This is a genomic window from Bradyrhizobium sp. ISRA430, from assembly GCF_029909975.1.
Lineage (GTDB): Bacteria > Pseudomonadota > Alphaproteobacteria > Rhizobiales > Xanthobacteraceae > Bradyrhizobium.
The window spans coordinates 7,541,555-7,566,053 of the sequence record NZ_CP094516.1 but is presented as its reverse complement, the minus strand read 5'-3'; the positions used below and the strand labels follow the sequence as shown (position 1 = coordinate 7,566,053).

24 protein-coding genes are annotated in these 24,499 nt (G+C 58.4%); 15 read left to right on the top strand and 9 right to left on the bottom strand.

Going from position 1 to position 24,499, the window contains the following annotated elements; all coding sequences use genetic code 11:
• Positions 1–703: 703 nt before the first annotated feature.
• Positions 704–1,393, bottom strand: coding sequence for a YopT-type cysteine protease domain-containing protein (locus MTX21_RS35575; protein WP_280970898.1), 690 nt, complete (start codon positions 1,391–1,393; stop codon positions 704–706).
• Positions 1,394–3,799: 2,406 nt separating this feature from the next.
• Between MTX21_RS35575 and MTX21_RS35570 the strand changes: the two genes are divergently transcribed.
• The 14 genes from MTX21_RS35570 to MTX21_RS35505 all read left to right on the top strand — a co-directional run bounded on the left by MTX21_RS35570 (position 3,800) and on the right by MTX21_RS35505 (position 16,094).
• The gene (locus tag MTX21_RS35570) at positions 3,800–4,000 is read left to right on the top strand and encodes a hypothetical protein (RefSeq protein ID WP_280969125.1); all 201 of its coding nucleotides are present in this window, start codon (positions 3,800–3,802) and stop codon (positions 3,998–4,000) included.
• Between the two features lie 584 nt (positions 4,001–4,584).
• Complete coding sequence (locus MTX21_RS35565; protein ID WP_280969124.1) at positions 4,585–4,872, top strand: hypothetical protein; 288 nt, start codon at positions 4,585–4,587, stop codon at positions 4,870–4,872.
• A 756-nt stretch (positions 4,873–5,628) separates the two neighbouring features.
• Entirely contained in the window at positions 5,629–5,928 is a 300-nt protein-coding gene (locus MTX21_RS35560; RefSeq protein ID WP_280969123.1) for a hypothetical protein, read from the top strand.
• 260 nt (positions 5,929–6,188) lie between these two features.
• On the top strand, positions 6,189–7,298 hold the full coding sequence (locus MTX21_RS35555; protein WP_280969122.1) for an IS630 family transposase: 1,110 nt from the start codon (positions 6,189–6,191) through the stop codon (positions 7,296–7,298).
• 31 nt (positions 7,299–7,329) lie between these two features.
• Positions 7,330–7,653 carry a hypothetical protein gene (locus MTX21_RS35550; RefSeq protein WP_280969121.1) on the top strand — a complete coding sequence of 108 codons (324 nt, stop codon included), beginning with the start codon at positions 7,330–7,332 and terminating at the stop codon, positions 7,651–7,653.
• Between the two features lie 4 nt (positions 7,654–7,657).
• Complete coding sequence (locus tag MTX21_RS35545; RefSeq protein ID WP_280969120.1) at positions 7,658–7,981, top strand: hypothetical protein; 324 nt, start codon at positions 7,658–7,660, stop codon at positions 7,979–7,981.
• A gap of 388 nt (positions 7,982–8,369) precedes the next feature.
• A complete protein-coding gene (locus MTX21_RS40185) occupies positions 8,370–8,495 on the top strand; it encodes a carboxyl transferase domain-containing protein (protein ID WP_348637464.1) in 126 nt (41 codons plus the stop codon).
• Between the two features lie 426 nt (positions 8,496–8,921).
• Entirely contained in the window at positions 8,922–9,935 is a 1,014-nt protein-coding gene (trpD, locus tag MTX21_RS35535; protein WP_280969118.1) for an anthranilate phosphoribosyltransferase, read from the top strand.
• 224 nt (positions 9,936–10,159) lie between these two features.
• Positions 10,160–10,381 carry a hypothetical protein gene (locus MTX21_RS35530; protein ID WP_280969117.1) on the top strand — a complete coding sequence of 74 codons (222 nt, stop codon included), beginning with the start codon at positions 10,160–10,162 and terminating at the stop codon, positions 10,379–10,381.
• A gap of 190 nt (positions 10,382–10,571) precedes the next feature.
• Complete coding sequence (locus tag MTX21_RS35525) at positions 10,572–10,712, top strand: hypothetical protein (RefSeq protein ID WP_280969116.1); 141 nt, start codon at positions 10,572–10,574, stop codon at positions 10,710–10,712.
• Positions 10,713–10,999: 287 nt separating this feature from the next.
• Positions 11,000–11,347, top strand: coding sequence for a flavin reductase (locus MTX21_RS35520; protein ID WP_280969115.1), 348 nt, complete (start codon positions 11,000–11,002; stop codon positions 11,345–11,347).
• A 545-nt stretch (positions 11,348–11,892) separates the two neighbouring features.
• Positions 11,893–13,017 carry a M20 family metallopeptidase gene (locus MTX21_RS35515; RefSeq protein ID WP_280969114.1) on the top strand — a complete coding sequence of 375 codons (1,125 nt, stop codon included), beginning with the start codon at positions 11,893–11,895 and terminating at the stop codon, positions 13,015–13,017.
• Between the two features lie 987 nt (positions 13,018–14,004).
• On the top strand, positions 14,005–14,268 hold the full coding sequence (locus tag MTX21_RS35510) for a hypothetical protein (protein ID WP_280969113.1): 264 nt from the start codon (positions 14,005–14,007) through the stop codon (positions 14,266–14,268).
• 512 nt (positions 14,269–14,780) lie between these two features.
• A complete protein-coding gene (locus MTX21_RS35505; RefSeq protein WP_280969112.1) occupies positions 14,781–16,094 on the top strand; it encodes a peptide ligase PGM1-related protein in 1,314 nt (437 codons plus the stop codon).
• Between the two features lie 807 nt (positions 16,095–16,901).
• Here MTX21_RS35505 and MTX21_RS35500 read toward each other — a convergent pair.
• The 6 genes from MTX21_RS35500 to MTX21_RS35475 all read right to left on the bottom strand — a co-directional run bounded on the left by MTX21_RS35500 (position 16,902) and on the right by MTX21_RS35475 (position 22,382).
• Positions 16,902–17,579, bottom strand: a complete 678-nt coding sequence (locus MTX21_RS35500) for a 2OG-Fe(II) oxygenase (RefSeq protein WP_280969111.1) — start codon at positions 17,577–17,579, stop codon at positions 16,902–16,904.
• 6 nt (positions 17,580–17,585) lie between these two features.
• The gene (locus MTX21_RS35495; RefSeq protein ID WP_280969110.1) at positions 17,586–18,680 is read right to left on the bottom strand and encodes a GFA family protein; all 1,095 of its coding nucleotides are present in this window, start codon (positions 18,678–18,680) and stop codon (positions 17,586–17,588) included.
• Positions 18,681–18,787: 107 nt separating this feature from the next.
• Entirely contained in the window at positions 18,788–19,072 is a 285-nt protein-coding gene (locus tag MTX21_RS35490; protein WP_280969109.1) for a hypothetical protein, read from the bottom strand.
• Between the two features lie 848 nt (positions 19,073–19,920).
• A complete protein-coding gene (locus MTX21_RS35485) occupies positions 19,921–20,763 on the bottom strand; it encodes an electron transfer flavoprotein subunit beta/FixA family protein (RefSeq protein ID WP_280969108.1) in 843 nt (280 codons plus the stop codon).
• A 370-nt stretch (positions 20,764–21,133) separates the two neighbouring features.
• Complete coding sequence (locus MTX21_RS35480; RefSeq protein ID WP_280969107.1) at positions 21,134–21,961, bottom strand: hypothetical protein; 828 nt, start codon at positions 21,959–21,961, stop codon at positions 21,134–21,136.
• A gap of 7 nt (positions 21,962–21,968) precedes the next feature.
• Positions 21,969–22,382 carry a hypothetical protein gene (locus MTX21_RS35475; protein ID WP_280969106.1) on the bottom strand — a complete coding sequence of 138 codons (414 nt, stop codon included), beginning with the start codon at positions 22,380–22,382 and terminating at the stop codon, positions 21,969–21,971.
• A gap of 212 nt (positions 22,383–22,594) precedes the next feature.
• Here MTX21_RS35475 and MTX21_RS35470 point away from each other — a divergent pair, with 212 nt between their 5' ends.
• On the top strand, positions 22,595–22,870 hold the full coding sequence (locus MTX21_RS35470; protein WP_280969105.1) for a hypothetical protein: 276 nt from the start codon (positions 22,595–22,597) through the stop codon (positions 22,868–22,870).
• On the opposite strand, the gene MTX21_RS35465 is transcribed toward MTX21_RS35470, so the two are convergent.
• Both MTX21_RS35465 and MTX21_RS35460 read right to left on the bottom strand, forming a co-directional pair.
• Entirely contained in the window at positions 22,867–23,064 is a 198-nt protein-coding gene (locus MTX21_RS35465) for a hypothetical protein (RefSeq protein WP_280969104.1), read from the bottom strand. The genes MTX21_RS35470 and MTX21_RS35465 overlap by 4 nt on opposite strands.
• A gap of 297 nt (positions 23,065–23,361) precedes the next feature.
• Positions 23,362–24,483 carry a PAS domain S-box protein gene (locus MTX21_RS35460; RefSeq protein ID WP_280969103.1) on the bottom strand — a complete coding sequence of 374 codons (1,122 nt, stop codon included), beginning with the start codon at positions 24,481–24,483 and terminating at the stop codon, positions 23,362–23,364.
• Positions 24,484–24,499: the final 16 nt, after the last annotated feature.

The following is a 24,499-nucleotide window of genomic DNA, read 5'->3' as shown; positions in this document are numbered from 1 at the left end:
GCGCAACGTTTGACCGTTAGGCTTGGAACGAACACAGTGCATAGTGTTATCACTGTCGGTTCCGGTTTTGAGATCTTCAACCAGAGTCGGACCTCAGCGGAAGCGCAGCGACGAGGACAAGGCGCGGATTGCTGCGGAGCTCGTGGCGAGCCTCGACTCGGTCGTCCGCTGGTGCGACGGCACGCATTGTCGTCGACAGCAGCTGTTTGGCTGGCGAGGTCAGTAGAGAAGTGGCCAGCGACGATTCCGAAGCAGACGAAAATACAACTTGTGCCGATTGTGTTGGATGCGTGATGCCCGCCCTGAGCCCTGAGCGCAAGGGCCAAGGGCGTCGAAACCCACACGAGGAGCTTAGCCAACTTTCAGGAAAGTCTAATGGGCCAGCGGTCCTGCTTGAGTGCAAGCGCAGCCCATTCAGGCTTTGACGCGCCAGGGCACGAGCTCATCAACCTGAGTGACCGTCCAGCCTCTCTCTGAGCATTCTCCCCTCGCTGCATTACTTCCAGAGAGCTTCCGTCGAGCATGGCCCTCCAACGTCCGAAGGGCGGCGGTGAGCTCTGCTTCACGTCGGGCGCGCGTTCAGGGCGCCGCAATCCATGTTCCCTGCCGGTTGCACTGCCGGACGCGATGCGGATGTCCGGCATCGATCGCGAAAGGATCCACTCGCGGGCCTCGGCGAGGTCTGTTGCAACCTCCGAAACACTCACGTCATCCTTTGTGTGACGACGGCCGATATATCATGTCGGTTCGGGTTCCTGTAGCGGTCGGCGAGACTTTTGAACAACTCACCCATCTGATCTGAGCGAACAGTAAATTCCCCATAATTAGGATCAAAGAGGGTCGTCATTCCATTCGATGTCGACGTTGCGATTGTGTGGGCGCCACCTGCGGCGAAACGCAAGCTGACCAAGTAGATCGACCCATTGTCGGCGACCTCATTCACGATCTGGTCAATGCGCGAAGATGTACCAAACCTATATCGCGTCTCTTGGGCGAACGGCTCTAGGCCGGCTTCGCGTAACATCGTACTTTTTGCCTGAAGGTTGTGAGAACCTTCCGCCCTATTCCTTCGCAACAGGCTCTTGAGGTCTTCATACCGCTGCTGCCGCATGGCCGCTGAGCTGTGATTTTGAGTCCCCGGGCGCAGCGCCCTCATCCGGGATGATGGGCTGCTCGGGAGATTGAGGAGCCACTCCGCTGCCAATCCAACGCAGATTCCGTTGACATTGGCCTCGGACAATTCAGCAGTCCTGTATTCGAACAAAGGACGGATAGGCCTCGCTGGAGAGGTTGGATTTGAGCTGGTGGACAGAGAGGATGTGCTGGGCTCCGAGGTGCTTGGACTATAAATGATTGCATCTGAGGTCTGTGGCTTGCTGCAGCAGAGCCCCATTTTGTCGGACAATTCCCCAGATGGCGGGCTCTCCCGTTGAGCGAGATCCGTCAATGTTTGAGCAAATTCGTAACTGTCCGCGGACCGACTCGGTTCGTCAGCTTGATTAGGGCGTGTGGATCGGCCACTAACTCGATTATACATGCCGGTTCGCCTGATTCTTCAGCGTACGTTTCCTCAGAGCGAGCGCGGGCTGCTTACGCTCTGCTTGCGAATGATCTTGCGGCAAGCTGACGACGAGCTGACAACCAGATAAGCTTGCCGAAGCTACCGCCCCCACGCCTAGTTTGTGTCTCAACCATCTCTGCTCACGAGCCCCGCTCCAGATGCGGGATTGTGGCCGACGAGCTGATGACTGTCGCACAGCGACGGCAGGCCGACCTTGTGCAATTCCGGATGCAGTCAGGGTGATGGGGCGACAGCGCCTTCGTCAAAATGAATTCGACCGTCGCCTTGGCCTCGATCTCACAGCCATCGCGTTACGCCGCCGGTCGGCACACACTTCTCGCTCCAAAGAGTGCGCAAGTCGCGTCGTCGGATCGCCCAGTGATGCCTTGTGAGGATCGCCGGCCCGGCGATATGCTGTTGTGGCCGCCGAACCGCGTTCAGCACGGCTCCGCGACCTTTACCGGGATCAGTGCACTGTTAGCTGCTCCTAGTCGATAGTAGCTAATTCGGCTCAGCCCCCCCGCGCACGGCTACGGGCGATCGATCCTGACATATACACGCTTTTGACGTCTCAGTTCGGCGGCGCCGAATCGGTGCTTCTGCAGCCGCTCGGCGTCACCTTCCGCTTGGATATTCCTAACTCAGCTCATCATGGTGCCGCGCTCATCCGCGCGAACAACATTGCTGCTTCTGAGGGTCCTAGCCCAACGATGCCTACAAAGCTCGGTGGCGGCATCGGGATGTCCCGATGAGTCGGTCTCCACAGGTGAAGGCAATATCGGCTGTTATTCACATACTGCGAATATGGCGGATGCAGTTGCATGACGCACTCCTCTTCATCCCAGAACAGGTCTTTGACAAAGCACATCTCTTCCCAGTTCGGACAGCGCCGCGGCGTCGAGACCGCAACATGCTCCCAGCCAGGACGGACAAATCCACTTATCTTTAGCTCACACCCGCAAGGCCCCTGCACAAAGAACACGCCGCAAGGGCCTGATCCCGGAACCGTAGCGAACCGGCCGTGTTGCACGCGGCCGGCCTCCAGCTTCTCTATCAACTGCGCTCGCACGCTCGCTCCTTTGCCTTTCGGAGGGCCTTGAAACCGACGCAGATTACGTTGTCTCGCAAAGCGCTACTATGCCGCTCTTCAGAGCACCATCTGAGAAAGCCGCAGATGTCCATCATCACTCGTTCTCCTGCTATAGTCTTCCAACGATCGCATCGTGGGCCGAACGCTCTCAGGGGCCACTGATGACGTGAGTGCGAGGTAGCACGATCTGAGCGATGGCGAATCAGTCCGCCGACGCGCCTTCCCGCTCATAATACAACTCTGTCATCGAGCCCCTCTCATGCGAAGCATCTTACTCATCGATGCCAGCCAGTGTTGGTCGCACATTCGCCGAATAGAGCGCGCATCAGCAACACTTATGTCTGCCATCGCTCTCCCGCGCTTCAAGCAAGCGTTAGTGCGCATTCATGTCATGGCGCTTGAGCACAAGAAACTGGCGCCACCTCCTCTTCAATGAATTGGTCGGCATCATGGCATTCTCTCTATAGCGGGCTTTGACATCTACATTCCATGATGACTCGCAAAGCCAGTGATGGCTCCAGCTGAACCGACGATATTACTGCTTGGTGAGATCGTACCTGATCATTCACGGCTTTCTCGTCGAGACTGAACAGTGGCAATGCGCCCATCTATGTGAACACGATTGAAATGTACGGGGGGCGTCGAGCCGGCCTGCACCCAGAGCCGTGGACGCCTGGCATGAACTGTCATCGAACCGATGACATCCAGCGGATCGCCTGCCATCTCGGCCTCTCCTCGTAAGCTTACGGTCAGAAACAATGATTAGCCGATCTCATTCAGGGCGATCGTCGGCCGATCTTCACGCGACACTACGATGCAAGTCCGAACGCATTGCTCACGGTATGGCGCTCGCGATACGCTCAGCCTTCTGTTGCTAATGCGGGTGTTGTCTTTCGGACATGGACGTCGCGAATCCGACCTCTGGCAGCGGCTCTGTGTCGACAACGCCCGACATACGCGCTTTTGTTGGCATCAAAGCGGTGCTGATACTTCTGCGTCGTGGCATGTAGATTGCTGCGGTGACGGAAAGCGACCCTAACCGTACCGACCATACACGAGCATACCATCGGCCGGAGGCTCGCCGCGCAACAGACAACGATTCTGATACTCTCCTTGTGAAAGAGGACTCCGAACTTATGAGTGGTACGATGCATGCAAAGCCCGGCATTTTTCCGTGGACCGAAATGACGCATTGGCGCGCACCAAAGCGCCCAACGATCAAGCATTACGGCGCCGATTGTCGCTCCCGGAAGGCGCAAAGGAGGTTGAACCTTTGGCCGCTGGCCGCACTCCTCATAAATGCGCTGCTTTGGGCCGGTATCTACTGGATCATCGCAGCGTTCTTCTGAAATAATCCTGCAAATGGCAAACGCGCGAGGGGCTTTCCGACGCCTCTCGCATGCCGCGGCCGCACCGTGTGCGTACCATCGATCGGACGTGGAGATCTCTTTCACAGACTTAGTTCCAGCGCACACTTCGCGCGGCTACCTGGAAATCCACCCCTGCGACGAACGCAAAGGAAATATTGAGACATGACGCAGATATCTCGAGTTGGCGAAGCTGATATGCCAATTGCAGCGGCGACGAAGTGCCAAACATTGACCTGTAACAGCTCAACACGTCCCCGCGCGGATGGCATTCGGGCCTCCGCGTTAAGCGCGACGCATTGACTGCAAATTGAGGTCTAGGGTTGCGCATTTTCGTGATATAAGAATTAGCTTTCGAGAAGCTGACTAAACAAGTAGACCTGAAGGAGCGTTGGGCAGGCGGCCTGCTCCGCCTTCACGTATGTGTTGCGCTCTGGAGCGCGGCACAGGACCGTCAGGATGCCTCGCCCTACGGTGCCCCTCAACGTCCCTTTCAGGCACTGACTTGCTTGCTGAGCGACATTTGCGTGGCCATTGGGTAGCGATCAACAGGCTGGAGCCTTTTGATGATCCGCAGCGACGCTTTACAGCTCTTCCTCGCGCCACGTATCGTCCTCGTCTTTGTGCATCTGCCACACTTGGGCACGCCGAGCCAGCTTGTCGTATTCCACGGCAATTTTGAGCAGCCTGTCTTTGGCTTTTCCGTCAGCGAGCGCTTCCGCTTTCTTTCGCGTTGCTTCCGCACGGCCTCGCCAGTGGTCGGGCTGGTAGAGTTTACTTTTCGGATTCATGCCGAGAGCATGCAATTCGCAGATCAAAGAAATGCGACAGCGGCGCTCCGTATAACCACGTAACAGCGACGCTCGTGGCCTCGGTCGCCGAAGCGGACGGTCGCCATGCACGGCCGCTATTCTGAAACACCAAAGTGCGCGTTGCAGCCGAGGCTCGTACGAAGAATGCACAGCCCTGCCGTCCTCAGACGATCGGACGCACGAAGGGACTTGAATCGCACGTAGCGTTAGATTGTACGATCCTGGACAAGTGGGAACCACGTCCGACAATCCAGACGGTTCCGGAGACGTCATGAGAATCGCGAATGTTTCAAACCTCTAAACTCACCTGGCGCGACTCGATCAGGACGATAAGATCCTTCAGGTGCATCCTTGTCCGCGCTTCGTCGGAGCTATTCCTGTCGCGGTTGGACGAAATCGCGCGTTTCGAGCTCTGCACGGCAGAGCGCTCCCATAACCGTAGCCTCAGAGGAACGCCAGACGGAGGCTCCATCCCAGATACCCCACCCAACGTCTTCACATAACGCGGGACACGGGCGCGATTACACCAAACTAGTCTCGGCGCGCGCCATCATGGTTCGCTCTGAACGATTGAATGCATCATCAACAGTGGCTTGAGCGCACCTGCGCTTTTGCCTGATCTCTCTGCCTCGCGATAGCTGGCCCGGCCCCTTCAACCCGGCGCCGCGCCGGCCACGGCGTCCGCATTTCTCACACTACCGTACTTAATCAGTTCCGGCCTGTTTCCCGGTTGACAGGTCATGTTGCGCTTCGCGCAGGAAGAACAGTAACGCAGCCACACGGACTTGAAGGGATATCATGACTCAAAATCAACGAACTCAGTTGACTTCGCGCCTCAAAATCTACCACTGCGCCATCGCTCTTGTCGTCGCAATGACAGCTGTAATCCCCGGGCCGGTCAACGCGCGCGATCAAACGCCGACCGCAGAAGAGAAAGAGGCTTGCATGGAGGACGTGTTCCGCCTTTGTAGCAGCCACATACCAGATCGCACCGCCATCACTGCCTGCCTCAGATCCAAGCAAGCGAGCCTCAGTCAGCAATGTCGCTACGTGATCTCCGTGCGAGACACCAGCAAGAAAAGCAGCGACTCGAAGTGAAGATGTGGCGGCCTGTTCGTTTTCCGTATCCCCAGAAATGGTCCCAGCCTGACCTGCAGGGCGGTCACCCGAGGGCAGGTGACGAGCATGGCTCGCCTACAATTGGCCGACGCTTTGGTTCAATCGCGCTTGTCCGGATAGGCGAATGCACAGATTGCCCTTCGACACCGTTCTGATTGCCAATAGGGGTGAGCTAGTCATCTGGAACGCAAGTTCGTCACATTAGTTGATAGCTCGAATCTCTACAGAGGAGAGTGCGAGTGGCGAATGCAGGTGAGCGAGGCCGGCCGATCGCGCCGTTAGTGCTGAGTCCGCAGGAGCGGGCGTACTTGGAGAGGCAAGTTCGTCGTCATCGTGTTGCCCGGTCGCTATCTGAGCGATGCCGCGCGATCCTGCGATGTGCGGATGGCTTGCCAAGCAAGTCTGTAGCTGCCGAACTCGGCCTCCACGAACATACCGTTGGCAAGTGGCGCCGCCGATTCTTGAAGGACCGCTGTGATGGCCTGCTTGACGAGGCCCGCCCTGGCCGCCCTCGCACCATCGACGACGATCAGGTCGCTGCCGTGATCGAGCGGACGTTGCGTATGACGCCGGCCGATGCGACGCACTGGTCGATCTGCTCGATGGCTGCGGAAACTGGCTTTTCCCACACCACGATCCGCCGTATGTGGGCGGCGTTCGGCTTGCAGCCGCACCGCAGCCAGACGTTCAAGCTGTCGAGCGATCCGCTGTTCGTCGACAAGGTGCGCGATATCGTCGGCCTTTACCTGTCTCCACCGAACCGAGCCCTCGTCCTCAGCATCGATGAGAAAAGCCAGATCCAGGCACTCGATCGCGAGCAGCCGGTCTTGCCGATGATGCCTGGGGTGCCGGAACGTCGCACGCACAGCTATGTGCGGCATGGTACGACCTCGCTGTTTGCTGCGCTCGATGTCGCCTCGGGGTTCGTTATCGGCAAATGCTACAAGCGCCACCGAGCGGTCGAGTTCTTGAAGTTTTTAAAAGAGATCGATGCCCAAGTTCCTGAAGGGCTCGATGTCCATATCGTCATGGATAACTACGCCACCCACAAGACACCCAAGATCAAAGCGTGGCTCGCACGTCGGCCTCACTATCATGTTCATTTTACGCCGACGTCCACGTCATGGATCAATCAGGTCGAGCGCTGGTTCGCTGAACTGACCAGAAAGCAGATCCAGCGAGGTGTCCACACCTCCGTCAGGCAGCTCGAGGCCGACATCCGTACCTTCATCGACCTGCACAACAGAAACCCGAAGCCCTTCAAATGGACCAAGTCCGCAGACCAGATTTTGGCTTCGGTCAAACGCTTCTGTCACAAAGCTCAGCAGACATTATTTGGCGAACTTTAGATTCGCGTGACTAGCCGCACGTATCATTAAAATGCTGCACAAGCTTGGAATTCGTCCTGCAATTTCCTACCATGAGGTTGACGCGGGGCCCCTCTTCGAGCGCGGATGTTCGGTGCAGCGCCGTTTCCAGAAGATCATCCAGGAAACGCCCTCGCTAGCGTTATCACCAGAATTGCGGACCCGGATTTGCGAGACCGGCCTCGGCATCGCCCGTGCAGCGAACTATCAGAATGCAGGAACGGTCGAGTTCATTTCCAGCAGCGGAGAGTTCTACTTTCTGGAAATGAATACACGCCTTCAGGTCGAACACCCGGTGACCGAGATGATCACCAGCATCGAGCTGATCGCCGAATAAGTCTATGCGGCAGCGGGCCGCGAACCTGCACTTTCGCAGCCGTGTTTCAAATGGGCATGCAATCGAGCTCAGGCTCTGCGCGGAGGCTCCCGAACGCGGATACCTCCCGACCACCGGCAAAGTACTTCTTCTCGAGTATCCGGATGGCGTACGGATCGACAGCGGCATCATGCAAGGCCCGCACATCACGCCGGCGTTCGATCCCATGCTCGCCGAAATCATCATGCCACCGCATAGAGGCTGCTCTGAAGGCCCATCGCGCCGTTCGCGAACTGGTTCTACTTGGGTGCGAGACCAACGCGAGCTTGCTCGCCCGGATTCTTTGTGACGAGGCATTTCTCGTCGATCCGTTCCATACGGGATACCGAGAAGAACACCCACATGTCGCAGCGGGCAACTTTGCTGCCAGAATGTCTGCGTTCCTGTGTATCCGCGGCTCTCCTGACGAGACCGGTCCGCGAAGCGGCCGACGCCGTGCCCGAGCTTCACGCAGCACTCGTCAGTTGGCGCGGCGCCCTCATGCACGCCAGCGTGTCGGGCACCGGTGATTACTTCGCAAGCTCCGAGATCCAGGCAAATGCGATTGCCCGCGATGTCGTTCCTGGCTTCCACCAACCAACGAAGACCTCGATCGATCGAGTAGGCCCCGAGCCGCCCGCCTATAGTGCGTCCGAACTCTACGGGATCATTCCAAAGGACGCGCAAGCGCGTTCGACATGCGAGAGATCATTGCTCGTCTGGTCGATGGCAGCCGATTTCAAGAATACCAGCCGCACTATGCGACATCACTCGTGTGCGCTTTGCGCGGCTTCATGGATTTCAAGTCGCGATCCTGCCAATAATGGCGTGCCGTTCGGCGACAGCGCGCTAAAGGGGGCTCATTTCATTCAGCTGTGCGACAAGAACCGGACGCCCCTGCTCTTCCTGCAGGGCGGTGATCCGGCCGGAACACCGCGGTAAAGAGGCCGCTGCGGACGCGGCAAGCGGGCGCGAGACAGTGTCATCGGTCCTGCGACAAGCACCTGCAGTGTTCTAACTGGCCGACGATCTCCTCTCGCCCCCGAAATGGAGCTTGACCCTCACGTAGCGTCAGGTTGTAGCCTCGCCAAGTGTGCCCACAATCAACCGACTACCGCCTCAAGCGCCAATGAGGCCATGCCGCGTGGGGCGGGGCCGCTGCATCAAGGCAATCGGTGCCGTGTCGTCTCTTCAACGATGTCTCGCTGAACGGAAGAGCTCGAGGTTGGACAAGGAACGCGTAAAGTTCGATGGAAGTGCTTAGATCGATCATCGGCAAAGTTGCCACGGGCGCCACTCTGACGCGTGAGGAAACTGCGTCAGCCTTCGACAGCATGATGTCGGGTTACGCAACTCCCTCGCAAATCGGAGCCTTGTTGATGGGGATGAGGGTCCGGGGCGAGACGGTCGAAGAAGTCACCGGCGCCGCCTCGGCGATGCGGAATAGAATGCCGCGGATCGAGGCGGCATGCGACCCCGTCGGTCTCGCTGGCACAAGCGAGACCCTTATGTATTCGGTCAACGTGTCGACGTGTGCTTCCTTCATCGTCGCCGGAGCCGGCATTCCTGTGGCCAAGCATGCCAACCGCGCTGCGTCTTCGGGTTCAAGCGCCGCAGACGTGTTGGCGCGCCTCGGTGTGAAGGTTGATCTCAAGCCTGAGGCCATCGCACGTTGCGTGCAGGAAGCCGACATCGGCTTCATGTTTGCGTCAGCCCATTATCCGGCGATGCAGCGCATCGGGCAGATCCGGACCGCAGTTGGAACCCATACGATCTTTAATCTGATCGAGGCTCTGTGCAACCCGGCCGGGGTCAAGCGGCAGATCGTTGGGGTATTGTGTCCCGAATGGGTGCAGCCTCTGGCGTACGCCTTGAAGAACCTTGGTGCCGAATCGGCATGGGTTGTTCATGGCTTGGACGGGCTCGACGAAATAACCCTCACCGGCCCAACGTTTGTTGCTGCGCTTGAGGCGGGTATAGTTCGCACCTTTGAAGTGACGCCGGAAGAAGCCGGGCTCCCCCGCAGCCGCAACGACGCGCTGGAGAGCAGCGATGCCGAGGCTAATGCCGTTGCGCTGCAAAATGTGCTCGATGGCGTACCAGGTCGATTTCGCGACGCCGCGCTTTTGAACGCGGCGGCGGCGTTGGTCGTGGCCGGGCGGGCCTCGACACTGCAGGAAGGCGTAGCACTTGGACAAGAATCACTTGATCGCGGCGCCGCAGCCGCTCGACTGAAGCGTCTGATCGCGGTTTCGAACGCCTGACAGCCGAGCTAGCCGATGTTCCGGTATTGCGACCAAGTCTGCTGCTCACGAGCGCGAAAACACTACAGCCACGAATGCGCGTCACTTCCGCGGAATTTCAAGGAGCGTGCGCCGCCTGCGCTCGCCCTGCCGAAAGCAATTCGCGCTCAGCACGCCGCGCGAGAGCCAACTTTTTTATCGACGAGAGCCTGTTGCAGCCCGGGTTGCCGAGGTGAGGACCCGCGATGAAGCGCGCGCTGCGCGCCAAAGGAGACAATCGAATGATGTCCTTGCAGAGGATTGAAACACTCGGATCTATCGCAGTGATGGAACACATCATTCGGAAGTTTCGGGAATTGATCGATACAGATAGCTCGATCCCGCCGGAGCTGCGGGGTGCGCTGCACGCAACGCTCGATGAGCATCTTATCGAGGCAAAAAAGCGTGTTCTCCTAAATGTGCATTAGGTGCGCCGATGCCGTCTACATGCGGAGAAGCTCTGGCAGGCGCGCGGGCGGTACCGCAATCGGCATCATCCCGTCCGCACGGGGCCCCAGCGAGGTTCCAACCCAGCTGATCGGATCGCGACCACGGCTCCAGGTGCACTGGCGCGTCGCCGGGCTGCTCAGCGCGGTCTGCTGTTTGATGAGGGCCCTGTTGAAACACGTGGCGGCGGCAGTTCTCAATTCTGCCGCTGCGATCGCCGATCCGGCGCAACGCGCCGAGATATTGCACGTCCGTCCGGTCCTGACTGTAGCTGATCCAGAGGACATCGAAGTCATACCCGGTCTCATCTGAGCCTGCCAGGCACGCAATTCCCACACCGGGTACCCCATTACAGGCCCAATAGGGATCAAAGTCGTCTCTGGGTGTGGAGACACTAGAAGTGGGGTTCAACTCCAGAGGCAGATCATGAGCCACCGGTTCTCTCCTGCGATTCGGGATGTGCCGTCTATCCAACCGGCAGAGTTCCGCCATGCCATGCGAAGCCTGGCGAGCGGTGTCGCCATCGTGACGACCGGGACGGCAGCCGGACGACGTGGACTGACGGTGAGTTCTGTGACGTCACTCTGCTTGGAGCCGCCGTGCCTGTTCGTTGGCATCAAGCCCGCTCCGAGGTACATAATGAGATCCTTGCCAACGGCAGCTTTGGAGTCAGTGTTCTCCGCAGTGACCAGGAGGACCTTGCCCTGCGTTTTGGCGGTCGGGAGGGGGCGAAAGGCGTTCACCGCTTCGATACCGCGCCCTGGAATCAGGGCGTCCTCAATGTACCGCTATTGCCGGACGCATTTTGCGCGCTCGAATGCGTTTTGTATGACCACAAGGTGCTTTGGCACACATACCATCTTGATCGGACGAATTATCGCGACCCGAGAAAGCCATGGAAATCCGTTGATCAACTTCCGGGGCGCGCTTCGAACCTTACTGCTTGACTGAGTGCGGTTTTTGCGCAGATGCCGTCGGGAGAGCAGAACGGTGGATGGCCTCAATCGCTGGTCGCTTCCAGCGACGGTCATCGAACAATCGCCCGGGCTGCGACTGGTTTCACAGATTAGAGCTCGTATTGAAAGGCCTCATCAGCTCCGGCGATTTCGGCGCTTCGCCTGTCCTGCTATGCTGGCGCCGGCCTGCGACCTCCCGCGTCGAGACGCGTGCGGGTTACCTGGTCAGGACAATGCGTTTTTTGCCGAAATCGCAGGAAGGTCCTGATCAGAACAATTACAGCTCACCAGAACGTCCAACTCCAGTACGGCCTCGGCTGCATAATCTCGTCGAAAACTACCAGCTTTGGTAGCTCAGTTGTGATCGACAGGCGCGTAGCATCGTTGCCGCAGCAGGATCTGGTCCAGAGGCACGCCCCGGGGTCACAACGGATGGCGCCTCTCTAGATCTTCGGGCTCGATTCTGATGTGAGTAGATGGTGATGTCATCATCTTGCAGAAGCGATGACAATCGAATTCAAAGGCGTCAGACAACCATGTCCAGCAACGCGTTCGAAATCGCCCCGATTCTCAAGGGCATTCGCCGCTGGGTCCTGATCGAATCTCCGACGGAGCGGCCGGATCAGATCAACAAACTGGCTGATGTCGTCGCAGCAGGCTATCGCGACCTGCCGGCCAGCGTCGAGCGCGTTGCGGGGCGTGACGGCTGCGGCGATCATTTGGTCACCCGCTCTTCTTGGGGGCAGGGCGTACCGGGCATTCTGGTGTTAAGCCATCTCGACACCGTTCATCCGATGGGATCTATCGAACGGCTACCATTCAAGATCGACGGCAACAATGCGTTCGGCCCCGGCATCTACGACATGAAGGGCGGTGCCTACCTCGCCTATCACGCATTCCGGCAAATCTGCGCCGATGACGCACGCCCGCCGCTCGGCATTACCCACCTCTACGTCTCGGACGAAGAGATCGGCAGCCCAACCTCGCGCGCGCTGATCGAGGCCGAGGGCCGCAAGGCCAAATACGTGCTGGTGACCGAGCCGGCGCGCGACGGCGGCAAGGTCATCACGGGGCGCAAGGGCGTTGCGCGCTTCGACGTATTCATCAAGGGCGCGCCCGCGCATGCCGGCACGGGCCCCGAGGACGGCCGCAGCGCAATCCGGGAACTCGGCCATGTGATCCAGACGCTGGAAGCGATGAACGATCTCACGCGCGGTATCACCGTCAATGTCGGCGTCGTCCGCGGCGGCACCAGGCCCAACGTCGTCGCGGAACTGGCCTATGCGCAAGTCGACATGCGCGTCCCGACCATGGCCCATGCCGACGAGCTGGTGCCGAAGATTCTCGGCATCAGCTCGCGCACCGAGGGCGTCAGCGTGAAGGTATCAGGCGAATTGAACCGTCCGCCATATGAGAAGACCAGCGCCGGTGCTGCGCTTTACGCACACGCCAAAGAGCTGGCCGCCGAGCTTGGCTTCGAGCTGCTCGACGCGTTCAGCGGCGGCGGCTCCGATAGCAATTTCACCGCGCCGCATACCGCGACCCTTGACGGCCTTGGCGTCGACGGCAAGGGCGCGCATACGCATTATGAGCAACTCTACATCTCGTCGATTGAACCTCGCGCGCGGCTGCTGTACCGCCTCTATCAGACGCTGCGATAATCCCCGCACCAGGCGAAGTCAGCGACCGCGACGTGCGTTGGATGACGGCCGCCGGCACTTCGCAGGATCGTTCCTCGCCCTCCCCCAAGGGCTACAGGCTGCGCCCCCATCAGGCCGGCCTCATCGAAAACTATCGGTCGGATGCCGCATTTGGCATTGCAGGGTCAGCGTCGGATAGAAGTGACTGAGCTAATCAATGACGGCGCAGCGGAGGTCAGGCGGGCAATCGGCTGCAAAGGTAGCGAGCAATTGGTCGCAAAAGGGTGAGCGTTTCCGACAATGGGCTCATCGGCAGCGACCCTGATCTCAAAGGGAGACGAACTTTCTTGACGCAAATCGCAGCGCTGAATGCGTGCGACACCAGACCGGCCGGCGGCCCGATTTGAGAGCTTGGCCACGTTCACACGGCTGCCTAAAAGGGCTTGAATCGGACGTAACGTTAAGTTGTACGATCTTGAGGTGGGCACCTATCTCGGTCTGCCGCCGGGATTGTGAAGGATTGCGAATGTCTCAGCTGGTCAGATCCCCGTCCCGATGGTCGGTCATGATCCTCATCCCCGGTGGCGGGTCGGTCGGAAGGGCTCTGCAGCGAGTCCCGATTGCGGCGCTATGGCTCGCACGTAGCTTTGAATGGTTCGCCATTCCGGAACCGAGACTATGTGGCTGTTCTGGGCCGGGGCACCAGAGAGCCGATGAGGTCAGAATTGACCGACGTAGACCTCCATCCGAACCCCCTACGGGGGGACGCTGCTTCCCGAATCTGAACCAGGCCCCTCCACTGGCGCGACACCGCGCCAAAATCAGTTCGCCGAACCGGCTTTCCGCTCTGTTCAAACTGCTTTCCCGTGGTGGCAAGGCATTTCCATCGCGCAAAGGTGCGACAGACGGCGGGCCTGCGCAGGTTTTCAAAGAGCCTGAGCTGCAATTGTCGCTCCGCGTGACCAGCGCGGTGTCGGAAGATATTGCTTGGCATTATGGAGAAGCAAGTTGAAAGAGCCCGACGGCGTCAAGAAGGTCTTGTTGATCGACCATATTGAAGGCCAATGCCGTTGCATCATCGGCTTCAAAGATGGAGATGCCAGAGAGGCCTATATGTGCGGCGAGCCTGTATATCAAAGACGCGGCAAGAAACTGTCTTCGTGGTGTGTCTATCACTACGGACAGATGCACACGACCGCCGCCCAGCAGAACAGAATGGGTGATCAATCGGCCGAGATCCCTCAAGCAATATCCATTGTTCGCAACCCATGACATCCACCAAGAACCGGGTCCGGCCAAGGCCGTGTGATCATCGCCTGTACAAGGGCCAACCGAAGCATGTGATCGGGGCCTCGCCAAATTCCGGGTTGCGGCGGAAGCGCATCGCGGCAAACGTACTGTGCGGGCCTGACGCGCATGAATAACGCGTTGGATCTCTGCAGACTGATCGAGCGAAACGCTCCGTATGCTCCCGACAACACTGCGATCCATTTCGAAGTGCAGACTCTCAGCTACGTCAGCCTCAACCGACAGACTGGCGGATCGCTCGCGCCTTCAAGAGTCAGCTCGACGTCCAGAGGGGAGACCGGATCGCGATCCTCAGCTTTAGCAGGCCGAATTATCTGGGGCTGCAATGCTCGATGCGAAAGCACCGACCTATCCTCTCTCGGAGCAGGACGGCGCCAAATCAAGCTTCGCTCAGTGCCTCACCACGGCGCAGCAAGTTCACCATTGTTGGCATCACGATCCCTGTCTGATCGCGCCCAAATGCCCGGAGGTCGCGGATGCCGCGGATCCTGATCATGAATGCCGGTACGGCTCAAATGTCGGGCGCCGATCTGACACCAGCTCAACTTTCGCTGGCCGCCAACTCGGCATACCGTTCAGCGTGGTTTGCTCATGAGGGTGACCTGATAGTCTCCCCGGTAGTCATCCCGGCGGATCTGCTATCCTTCATTGGTGCGACCCTCGATTTCGACGCATCGAGTCTTTGTCTGCTTGTACCCGAAGGCGGCCGCCAATCGCCGATCCTTGATGATTGCACACTTCTGTCCAAGACTATTGTTGAGCGAATCAACCGACATATTCGTCAGAAATCAACCTGGCGATTGTATCCCTGCTACTCTACCGAAGGCGTCGCACGCCTGGCGGCCATGCTGGGCATACCGCAGACCGGCGACGACTTCGCTCTGCAGCGAGGGCCTGATCTGTTGAACCGCAAGAGCCACTTCCGTCAATTGGCGACAAGCGTCGCACTTCCGCTGCCCAATGGATCCGTCACGACGGACTCAAACGAACTATTCAGAGCGGTCACTTCCCTCAGAACCGAGACCGGCAGCGTCATTGTAAAGCTGGACAATGGAGCCGGTGGAGTCGGAAATGTCATCCTGACCGGCAATGAAAGCGATCCACTACCTGGGGCAAGAGATACCCGGCGAATTCCATGGCCGTCGTTTGATCCTGACGCGCTTTGGTCTGAGATGACAACGGCATCGTGTAAGACGCTGGTCGTGGAGTCGTACCACCTGGCCAAGTCTTTGTTCTATCTCGAGTATGAAATCGAGGATGGTTCAATCGTTTTCATGAACAGTGGAAACATACGTCTGCGTAAAAGCACGGATCGATCCGAAAGAGCTCTGATCTGGACAGGACTTGAGCTTCCAAGCGACCTGGGGAACGAGCAGTGGTTGACTGCTCAGGCGCATGCCTACCGATTTGTGGCGCTTGCGCGAAACCTGGGATATCGCGGAATGATCAACATTGACGCCATTTTCACGGATGACGGACGGTTGCTGTTTAATGAAGCGAACGGCCGCTGGGGTGGCGGCTCGGTGTTACACAGCATTGCCGTCCGGCTGCTGGGCTTCGACTATTCCGGTTGCAACGTTATTTTATCCGCTAGAAATGTTCGATCACGATCCCTCCAAACAGCGCATGATCGTTTCGTCAAGGAAGGATTTCTGTTCGACCGCACACGCAAGGAGGGCGTGATCCCGCTTGCCGCCGACGAAGAGGCCGGCACGGTGGAGTGCCTTGTGATTGCGCGCGATCGGCCCGCGGCCCGCGATCTGCAGGACCGGCTCCTGAGAATGGTTTGATTGAGATCCCAGCGACCATATCTTCAATCGCTCAATTGATCCGAACTTGCCCCTGCTTTCGATCCGCGCTGAAACGGCCACCCTACGCGACGTGAATGTCTGCTTCGTCTCGCTCGAGCTCTGTCAGCCCCAATCGCGACCACCCTTAAGTCGCTCCTGAAGTGCTGGCCGATCGGCGATGAGGTGCTCGAGGTGCAGCGGCTCATTGTCTGGCCGCTCGCCCTGCGCCAATCGTCCAATCAGCGCTCGCGTCGCGCCTACCACATAGACTCCGCAATCATGGCCGTTCTGTTGCCGGGCCATGCGGGCTGGTTGCAGGCGGACGCCCAGACGTGCTGCGAGCTCTTCTGCAACGGTACTGTGCGAGACCCGGCGGAGTCATAGTGATAGGCAACCGGCGCGTTGGGCACAGAGTCTTCTCTTCTGATGGATCCTGCAAAGCCCCAGTGCGCGCACATGCCGTCCCAAATCGCCCCGAGCATTCGGCTGTTTTCTAGGTCTGGTAGCTGTCGAGAACCTGACGACAACACAGGCTTCCTGCGCGCAGCGCGAGTCCACCATCGCGCGCGCCGACACGCCTAACCGCTTCGACGCAGCGACGATGACTTGCCGCAACTACTCTGAGCAACCCGAGATTCGATTACGCGTGGTCGCTTTTACAGGCATCAAGGCTAGCCGTAACGTCCGACCGGCGTTGTGGCAGCCTTTGCGAGGGATCGTCTGAGCACAAGATGGCCACGCTACCGCTCTCTCCTGAGAGCTCACCCCTTACCAAATTCATTCGAAAGCGAATTCAGCCATCCCACCTCATAGCCCAGCGGTAGAGCTTTCGACGATCCGGCGGTTCGCGCCGCTGCGTTTTGAACAGAAGTAGACCAGCGATCGGCGCTCGCCGGACAGCACAGGCTTCACCTCATGCCGGAGCTTACATGTGGTGACAAGCACGGCGCCAAATGGCGGTCGGAATACCTGGTGTTCGTACACACTTGGATATACTACGAACTCACCCCCCTCGAAGTCCCTCGCCAGCTGCACAATCACCGCGTACTCGAAATCCGGGTCGCTCGCAGCATCCAGATGAATGCCAACAAAGGAACCAGGAGGCATCCGATGCATCTGGCATCGGCGAATCACGTAATCTGACGTGGCTCCCAAAATCTTTTTTAGCGCGAAGCTGCGGTCTTTCCTTTCAAGTAGTTCCATGATCTGCCCTGGAGCTGCACCACTGGCGTCGCTAGGAGCGTGGCCGGGCGGGTCTACCCTCACGCGTCTGACAAAAACATTGTGCGAGTCGCCGGCATCTCCCTCCCTCACTTCTTCTTCGGGAATCTCACCCTGCAGCTGATCGATCTTGGCCAAGTCATCTTGGGTGAACAATATCTGGGGGCCGATCACGACCGTCCCCTTCACCAACAGCTCTATGCGGTATTTTGTCAAAGCTTCTTCTGAAAGCAAACGGGATTTATGATTCATTGCGCGCGCCATTCGAGTTCACTCCAGGGTTTTATCTTCGACGCAGGACTGAAGGTCCTGGTGCATCGAGCGGAATGCTTGGTCCCAATGCTCGCCATCGAACTCGCTTATTCTTATGCGTTCGATGGTTCTGTTATCCAGGCATCGAATATTTACGCTGAATCCGGAGGGGTTCGACCGCGGCCTATAGAATGGCTTTACGCCACAAACCCGGCAAAACGTGTGCCGAGCGATGTTCTTGTTGAACTGATACGCCGTGAGGAATTCTTCGCCACACTCAATTCCGAGCTTATCGCCAGGTACGAGCAAGTGCAGAAATCCAGACATTTGGCAGATTGAGCAATTGCATCGAACTGCAGAGAGCTCTCGCGGCGCTCGGACGTAGAACTTGACAGAACCACAGTGACAACGGCCATGGTGTTCGATCTCCGAGTGATCATCTCCCTCAAGTGAGACAATTCGGAGCAGATCGCGGCACCACTGTAAGCTGAGCCGATAGGCTCGATCGAATTCATCCAAAAAGCGATGATTACGGTCAGCCGGGACAAGTTCGCCAATCAGCCGGCTTGTCATTTCTCCGTGATACTTCTCCGCGGGATCTTCTCCGCCGACATGGCTGCGGAAGTACTCAAGATCGTCAGGCCGCGCCTTAAAGGTTTTGACCAGAGTGGTCCATAGCGACTGGATCATGTCCGCAGCATGTAGCTCAAAAGCGACCATGTAGGCGCAACGCACTAAGGGATCTTTCGATGACAATCCGGCATAGAGAGAATGCAGGTACCGCTTCGTCGTGGCGCTGTAGTTGGGCCGTATTGCTCTGCCGAGTAGCTTCGACGCATCCCTTCTAAACAGGTTGGAGTGGAAGTTCTCAGTCACCAGAATATCGGGTAGCGCCGCCTTGCCGCCCTGGAGAATTTGGCCATAACCACCTGTCTCATCCCAACAGATGAAGTTTGCGACCACGCTGGTCAGTTCAATGTCCCTCGCAAGATCTCGATTGTGATTCATTGCATCGAATATGAGATCCCTTTGCGACCCCGCCTGCAGGTACGGGAACGCCTGTGACATCGCCAGATATTCAGGCAGCAGGCTAGCGACCTGGTCCTCGGACATCTCCGCAGCGAACGGGTGCGGGCCGAACAGGGCTCGCGCTTGCTCAGTCAAATACTCGCAGCATATCTGCGGAGGCTGATCGGGTGTAAATCGAGACGCTTGAGATGTCATTTGACCCCTGGCGATGAGGAGAGAACGGTCCTTGACGGAGCAACTTCGTATCCGGGCCAACTGTTGGCTACCGCGAGTTCGTTGGTTTCGATGAGCTTGTGTTCGCGTTCACCATCCAGGCGACATTCTTGGTGGCCGCCTTCGCGGTAGCAGACAGCGGCATGCTCAGTCCTGCTCACGCGCATCGAAGGGAACGCGTAGATCAACTGAGCGGCGGCGATCCAGACGGATTCCGGTCCACGAAAAGTTTCGATGCCGCGAATTCCCGGCACGGCCAGCATTCGCTTGCAGAGTCATGGTGAGATATTACGCCGCACAGGCCCTCGCGGTTGCTGCTCCTGCCAGTTGATGGACCGCTATGAGCTTCGTACAGCATTGCAAGGACTATCCGCATCTACCTGGCTCTCGGGGCCTTCGGCCGCAAGCTGCGCGAAATACGGGCTGCTGGCCGGCACCAACTTCTCAAAGAGACCGCCGCTAGGTTTCGCGTCCGCGACGCGCCACCACGCTGTCTTCTTGCACGTCTACAGCAATCACCGTGCCAACTCGTGCACTCACACCACAGATTCTGAATACATTGACAAAACGCTCGCGACCGACTCCTCATTGCAATTGTATTGAACCTGACAGCGCTTGCACGGCCGTCAGAAACCAGACGGCGAAGAGCCAGCCGCCACTCACAACGGGTATAGGGCTGTTGAATCGCGAGGGTGGTCCAAAGGTGCCACATAGGTGGGCTTCGCGCGCTTAACAGCGCGACAGCGCTTTGGGCGTTCGGGCGCTAGCATGGTGGTCCCGGTCGCTGACGTAATCCGTCTTCGCTCGTGACAACTACGCGAAGCAGCCGCCTCAGGCCGTCGAACACGACCATATAGTGGGATCTGGACGCATGCGCAGCCCTTTGTCGATGCGCCTGACAATCGCGGCCAACTCCGGGCATCGATCGAGGCCATAACGCGGTCTACGGAACATGTAGTCCCCGCTGATCGCGAGCAATCGAAGAACGCCATGGACCAGAATGCGCAGTTCGCGGACTGAGATGCCTAGCTACATCTTGCGCGCTCACTGGACGCGGGTGCCTCATGGTGTTGGTACATCCTTGGACCGTTTTCGATCAGGTCTGTCCAGATCAAGCGTCACGGACAAGTGCAGCAAGATCGGCTTCGAGCTTCGGTTGATGCTTGAAAATAGCGTCTATCAACGCCTGCGCCGGTTGCTCGGCGGCCTCGACCAGCGCCGCCTTCTCAGCCCGCGCAGAGGGCGCGAACACTCGCTTGACGACGGTCGGCGATCCCTTGAGGCCGCATTTGGAGACGTCTTCGATACCGGCATCGTTTGCGCTCCATTTCACGATTTGGGCACGCGCGGCACGCAAGGCATCCGCCATCGCGCCGCGCCGAATCTGATTCGTTGCCTCCAGCATGGTGATGAGACAGGGCAGCTTCGTGTGCAGCACCTGGACACCACCTTCGGAGCGTCGTTCCGCTTCAATTGTATGGGCAGCGAGATCTAAGGATCTGACTTTCGCAACGTAGGTTAGCTGCAGTACGCCCAGCCGCTTTGCGATACCGGGCCCAACCTGCGCCGTATCGCCGTCGATCGTCTGCTTTCCCGTGAAAATGAGGTTTGTCGGGCCATATTCCTTACCAATTTTTCGGATGGCTGTTGCAAGTGCATACGTTGTGGCCAGGGTGTCGGAGCCCGCAAAGCAGCGATCGGTGAGTAGGACGGCGCGATCGGCGCCATAAGTCAGCGCCTTTCGCAAAGAATCTTCCGCCGATGGCGGTCCCATTGTAAGCACGGTAATTTCGCCGCCGAACCGATCGCGCAGCTCCAGCGCGGCCTCGAGCGCGAAGAGGTCATATGGGTTGATGATGGTCGGCACTCCCTGACGCATGATTGTATTGGTCACCGGGTGCACGCGGATCTGCGCCGAGTCCGGAACCTGTTTGATGCAGACGACATTGTGCACGGTGTTGCTCCAAAAGCTGCGACAGCTGCGAAGAGCACAGCAAGTGTTGTACCATCGCCCGCCATTTTGGAATCGGCTTGCCATCACAGAGGCATAGACCGGGTAATGTGCCCCTCTAGCCCGCTTCCCGACGTACGAATGCTAACATAGTCGGGACTGCGACAGCGCTGTTCCGCAGGGCACGTCAGGTGACCGAGGCCAGGACAGCTTGCGACAGATTACCGCCGCTAATCACCAGCGGGGGGCGGACCGGTTGACGTTCAATGAGCATTGCCGCTCATTAGTCCAAGCTTGATCGACGGATAGGCATCACGCTTGTTAGATGTTGAACAACCGACGGTTCGCGATTGCATGGCCCGCCAGGTGACGCTCAGTATGTCATGGCGCGCAAGTCCTCTCTCATCGAACCAGGTGAGCCCGCCTTTCGACAGCAGAAATCAGTTTGGTAGTATGGCGTCGCGATCAGGTACTGATGATCGAAAAGTGGCCCGCCGTAGATCGAAGCCTGGAAGTCGACGCCCGCCTGAAGATTGCTGGTATCGGATTTCTTAAGCGGAAAGGTTTCGGTGCCTTGAGCATCAACGAACGGCGCGATGACCCAACCGAACTGAGGCTTGCTGAAATCGATCGGCGTGTAAGGGTCGCCAAGCTTGCCGTTTACGCAAGGAGTGAGCGGGTCTTGATAGTAGAGTATGGCCTGTACCCGAGCGTTCACTGATGCGGACGTGGTATGCCCGATACCGTCCTGAGTGACTCCGAACGACGCTCCCTTGGCACTGGCGAGGGGACCGGCCTCCCCTCGAAGCTGAAATGTATCCAGACGGTTGCGCCGGATGAGGAGCGGGTCGACCCCCGCCGCGCACGGCCCAATGGGGAGCGCCGGCGCGGCAGCGTCGTTTGCGGGCTTTGGGGCCGGCCTCGATGCGGGGGCCGCTGGCGACGAAAGGCCAAGCGCCTTCAAGATTTCCGATCGTTTGCGTCCTCTATAGTACAGAATTTCGTTCTGACGGTTGGCGCGCAATTGCGCGAGCATCTTCTGATCTCGCTGATCGAGCAATGCTTCGACTTGCTTCGCGTCCTCAACTGGATCGGGTGCTGCCGGTGTCGGCTTGTCGGGGCCAGCCCATGTCGGGTGGACCGCAAAGAGGCCGGTGATCGCCACAATGATTAGGAGAATGGGAGCGCCCGCGATTCTCATGTTGACCCTAGCCCTCCGTCACCTGCCAACCAGCGTGCTTGTAGGACAGGACGAAGCTGTTGATCAGATCGCCCATCGTTTTCACGTCCTTAATCCCGATGGCAATGCCGGCCTTGGATATCCAAGGAATCGCCACCCCGTGGAAAAGCTGGCTATTCCACGCAGGCACATACATCTGTGAAGCTTTACAGAGATTGACGTAAAGATCTTCCAGGCCGAGGTTGTGCAGAAGGGCGCTTATCGGCGTTGCGGAAGGAATAGTGTGAGGGCCGTGCGGGTCGTGGCTCTTGTCGAAGTACCACTCAAGGCGGTGATAGATTTCATCCCGGCTGATGGTGCGGGACGTCGTCCCTGCAAAAACGTCGCCCGCCGCTACGCTCTTCGGCTTTCGCGGCTTCCTCTTCGGACGCGTATTCGCCATGGCTTCCCCTCCCCACCCCTGCTCCCGGCGGGAAATAGTGGGCCACGACAAGATGATCGCGAGCTAGGAGCTCTCCTAGTTGACACGCCCGAACGCGAGTAGAGCCTACGGTAGCAAAACGCTTTCGCTTGGCGCGTGCGGATTGCGCTTGGTAGGCTAGGCTCCAGCAATGCACCTTTGGTCAATCAAAGCCGCTTCGATGGACGCTGGATATGGAGCGATTCAATGATGAGAGCTTCACGGGATGCTCGGTGCATCTCTTGCATTGCTGCTGGCATTTTTTGACGCTCGGCGTTCGCGCGGCGTCGGCAGATGAACCGATCCGCATCGGGATTCTTCACTCGATGAGCGGCGTGACCGCTCCGGACGAAGCGCAATTGAGAGACTTCCTGTTTTTTCTGGCGGCAGAACAGAACAAGCCGTGGCCGGGAACATGGATGAAGCGGGCAATTAAACCCCGTGCGGACCGCCTGGAGCGCACAAACTAAGCGCGAGTACGCACCGTAACTTCGTCTCGAACGGTGTGGATCTTTTCGGCGCGTCTTGCCAACTCTTCATAATTCTGCGCCACCTTCAGCAGGCTTTCCTTCGTTTGACTATGCTCCGCATTGCCGGCTTTGGTCCGAAACTCCTCGGCTCGCATCCGCCAATACTTCGGCGAGTACATACGCTCAATCGGCATGGGCGACCCTCATTCTGGTTTGGTTCACTCGAAGGTTGGCGGCTGTTTCCCTGAAGCTGCAATTGGCTCCAGACTCCCATCGCTTCGCTGGTCCGGTCGGTGGAGTGGTTCACTTCCTGGCTTTGCGGAAGACCTCACAAAATTCAGCAGTGGAGCTCATTCAGTGAAGATGCTGCTTTTCGGCCCGGCAGGCTTGCCGACCTGGTTGTCCGCATTTCTGATGCCTCTCGCGTCGTTCGGCATGCTCGCTCGGTGAAACAAGATCAGCGTGATCAGTTCACCCCACGATGGCAATCGTCATCGGGCTTCGAGGAGCGCGGCTCGATCTGATCGCGATGGGCGTTGCTCTTTATTGGTGCGAAGGAGCGCACAAGGCACGGAGAGACGAATCGCAACGCCATCCGGACGCCACTCGCGTTCAATGTGACCGTCGAGCTGACGGCTCGTAGCTTGCAACAGATAGCTACCGAATCCCTGCCCGCAACGCGGCGGCTCGGCGATCGGTCCACCGTGCTCCTCCCAGGTCAGCACGAATCGGCCTTTCTGTCCGTAACAGGAAACGTCTACGCGCCCCGTCGGCCGCACCAGCGCACCGTATTTTGCGGAATTCGTGGCGAGTTCGTGCAGAATAAGAGCAAAGCTGGTCAGGACGGAGCTGTTCAGAGAGAGGTCCACGCCAGTGACGCTGAAACGGGATGGCTCAGCCTTGTCCTCCCGATCGAACGGCGACAAAATTGTGTTGATAAGAACATGGAGTGTCGTGTGGCCGCCACCGGCATGATCATTCGACAGTGTGAGGGCGTGAGCTTGCGCTAAGGCGGCCAATCGCTTCCCGACGGCAGCAGCGAGGTCGCTCGGCGTCGACGCCCTATGCGCGCTGAGCGTAACAAGGCTGCCGGCAATTGTGAACAGGTTCTTGATCCGGTGATCCATCTCTCGTAGCAGCAGAGATTGCTGCAATTGGGCCTGCCGTCGCTCGGTGATGTCGCGAGCGACCTTTGAAGCGCCCACAATCCTTCCCGAGGCATCCCGGATCGGAGAAATCGTGAGCGCGACATGGACCTGACTACCATCCTTGCGCTGACGGACGGTCTCGTAGTGATCGACGCGCTCGCCGCGCCGAATTCGATCGAGAATGACATCCTCTTCGCCTTCCCGATCAGCCGGAATGAGCAAGGTCACCGACCTGCCGACGACCTCGTGCGGCCGATAGCCGAAGAGCTTCTCGGCTCCTGGGTTCCAGCTTTCGAGCGTGCCCTCAAGATCCGTTGATATGATCGCGTCTTCGCAAGATTCGATAATCGAGACGTAATGTTCTGCGTCGCGCCTGCGGCGCAACTTGGTCGGGGAAGAAACCTTCAACGGGTCTACCATGAGAGATGATCTCCTGAGGGTGTCGCGAACCAGTTCAACAGGCATGGGACGAATTCCACGA

Bases quoted from the DNA above. Each gene is read 5' to 3' on its own strand.
- MTX21_RS35560 (WP_280969123.1), top strand. From the start codon at position 5,629: ATGACTCAAAATCAACGAACTCAGTTGACTTCGCGCCTCAAAATCTAC.
- MTX21_RS35575 (WP_280970898.1), bottom strand. From the start codon at position 1,393: ATGGGGCTCTGCTGCAGCAAGCCACAGACCTCAGATGCAATCATTTAT.
- MTX21_RS35565 (WP_280969124.1), top strand. From the start codon at position 4,585: ATGATCCGCAGCGACGCTTTACAGCTCTTCCTCGCGCCACGTATCGTC.
- MTX21_RS35505 (WP_280969112.1), top strand. From the start codon at position 14,781: ATGCCGCGGATCCTGATCATGAATGCCGGTACGGCTCAAATGTCGGGC.
- MTX21_RS35465 (WP_280969104.1), bottom strand. From the start codon at position 23,064: ATGCCGATTGAGCGTATGTACTCGCCGAAGTATTGGCGGATGCGAGCC.
- MTX21_RS35470 (WP_280969105.1), top strand. From the start codon at position 22,595: ATGGAGCGATTCAATGATGAGAGCTTCACGGGATGCTCGGTGCATCTC.
- MTX21_RS35500 (WP_280969111.1), bottom strand. From the start codon at position 17,579: ATGGCGCGCGCAATGAATCATAAATCCCGTTTGCTTTCAGAAGAAGCT.
- MTX21_RS35550 (WP_280969121.1), top strand. From the start codon at position 7,330: ATGCTGCACAAGCTTGGAATTCGTCCTGCAATTTCCTACCATGAGGTT.
- MTX21_RS40185 (WP_348637464.1), top strand. From the start codon at position 8,370: ATGCGAGAGATCATTGCTCGTCTGGTCGATGGCAGCCGATTTCAAGAA.
- MTX21_RS35545 (WP_280969120.1), top strand. From the start codon at position 7,658: ATGCGGCAGCGGGCCGCGAACCTGCACTTTCGCAGCCGTGTTTCAAAT.
- MTX21_RS35480 (WP_280969107.1), bottom strand. From the start codon at position 21,961: ATGAGAATCGCGGGCGCTCCCATTCTCCTAATCATTGTGGCGATCACC.
- trpD (WP_280969118.1), top strand. From the start codon at position 8,922: ATGGAAGTGCTTAGATCGATCATCGGCAAAGTTGCCACGGGCGCCACT.
- MTX21_RS35475 (WP_280969106.1), bottom strand. From the start codon at position 22,382: ATGGCGAATACGCGTCCGAAGAGGAAGCCGCGAAAGCCGAAGAGCGTA.
- MTX21_RS35530 (WP_280969117.1), top strand. From the start codon at position 10,160: ATGAAGCGCGCGCTGCGCGCCAAAGGAGACAATCGAATGATGTCCTTG.
- MTX21_RS35570 (WP_280969125.1), top strand. From the start codon at position 3,800: ATGCATGCAAAGCCCGGCATTTTTCCGTGGACCGAAATGACGCATTGG.
- MTX21_RS35515 (WP_280969114.1), top strand. From the start codon at position 11,893: ATGTCCAGCAACGCGTTCGAAATCGCCCCGATTCTCAAGGGCATTCGC.
- MTX21_RS35495 (WP_280969110.1), bottom strand. From the start codon at position 18,680: ATGTCCGAGGACCAGGTCGCTAGCCTGCTGCCTGAATATCTGGCGATG.
- MTX21_RS35460 (WP_280969103.1), bottom strand. From the start codon at position 24,483: ATGCCTGTTGAACTGGTTCGCGACACCCTCAGGAGATCATCTCTCATG.
- MTX21_RS35490 (WP_280969109.1), bottom strand. From the start codon at position 19,072: ATGCTGGCCGTGCCGGGAATTCGCGGCATCGAAACTTTTCGTGGACCG.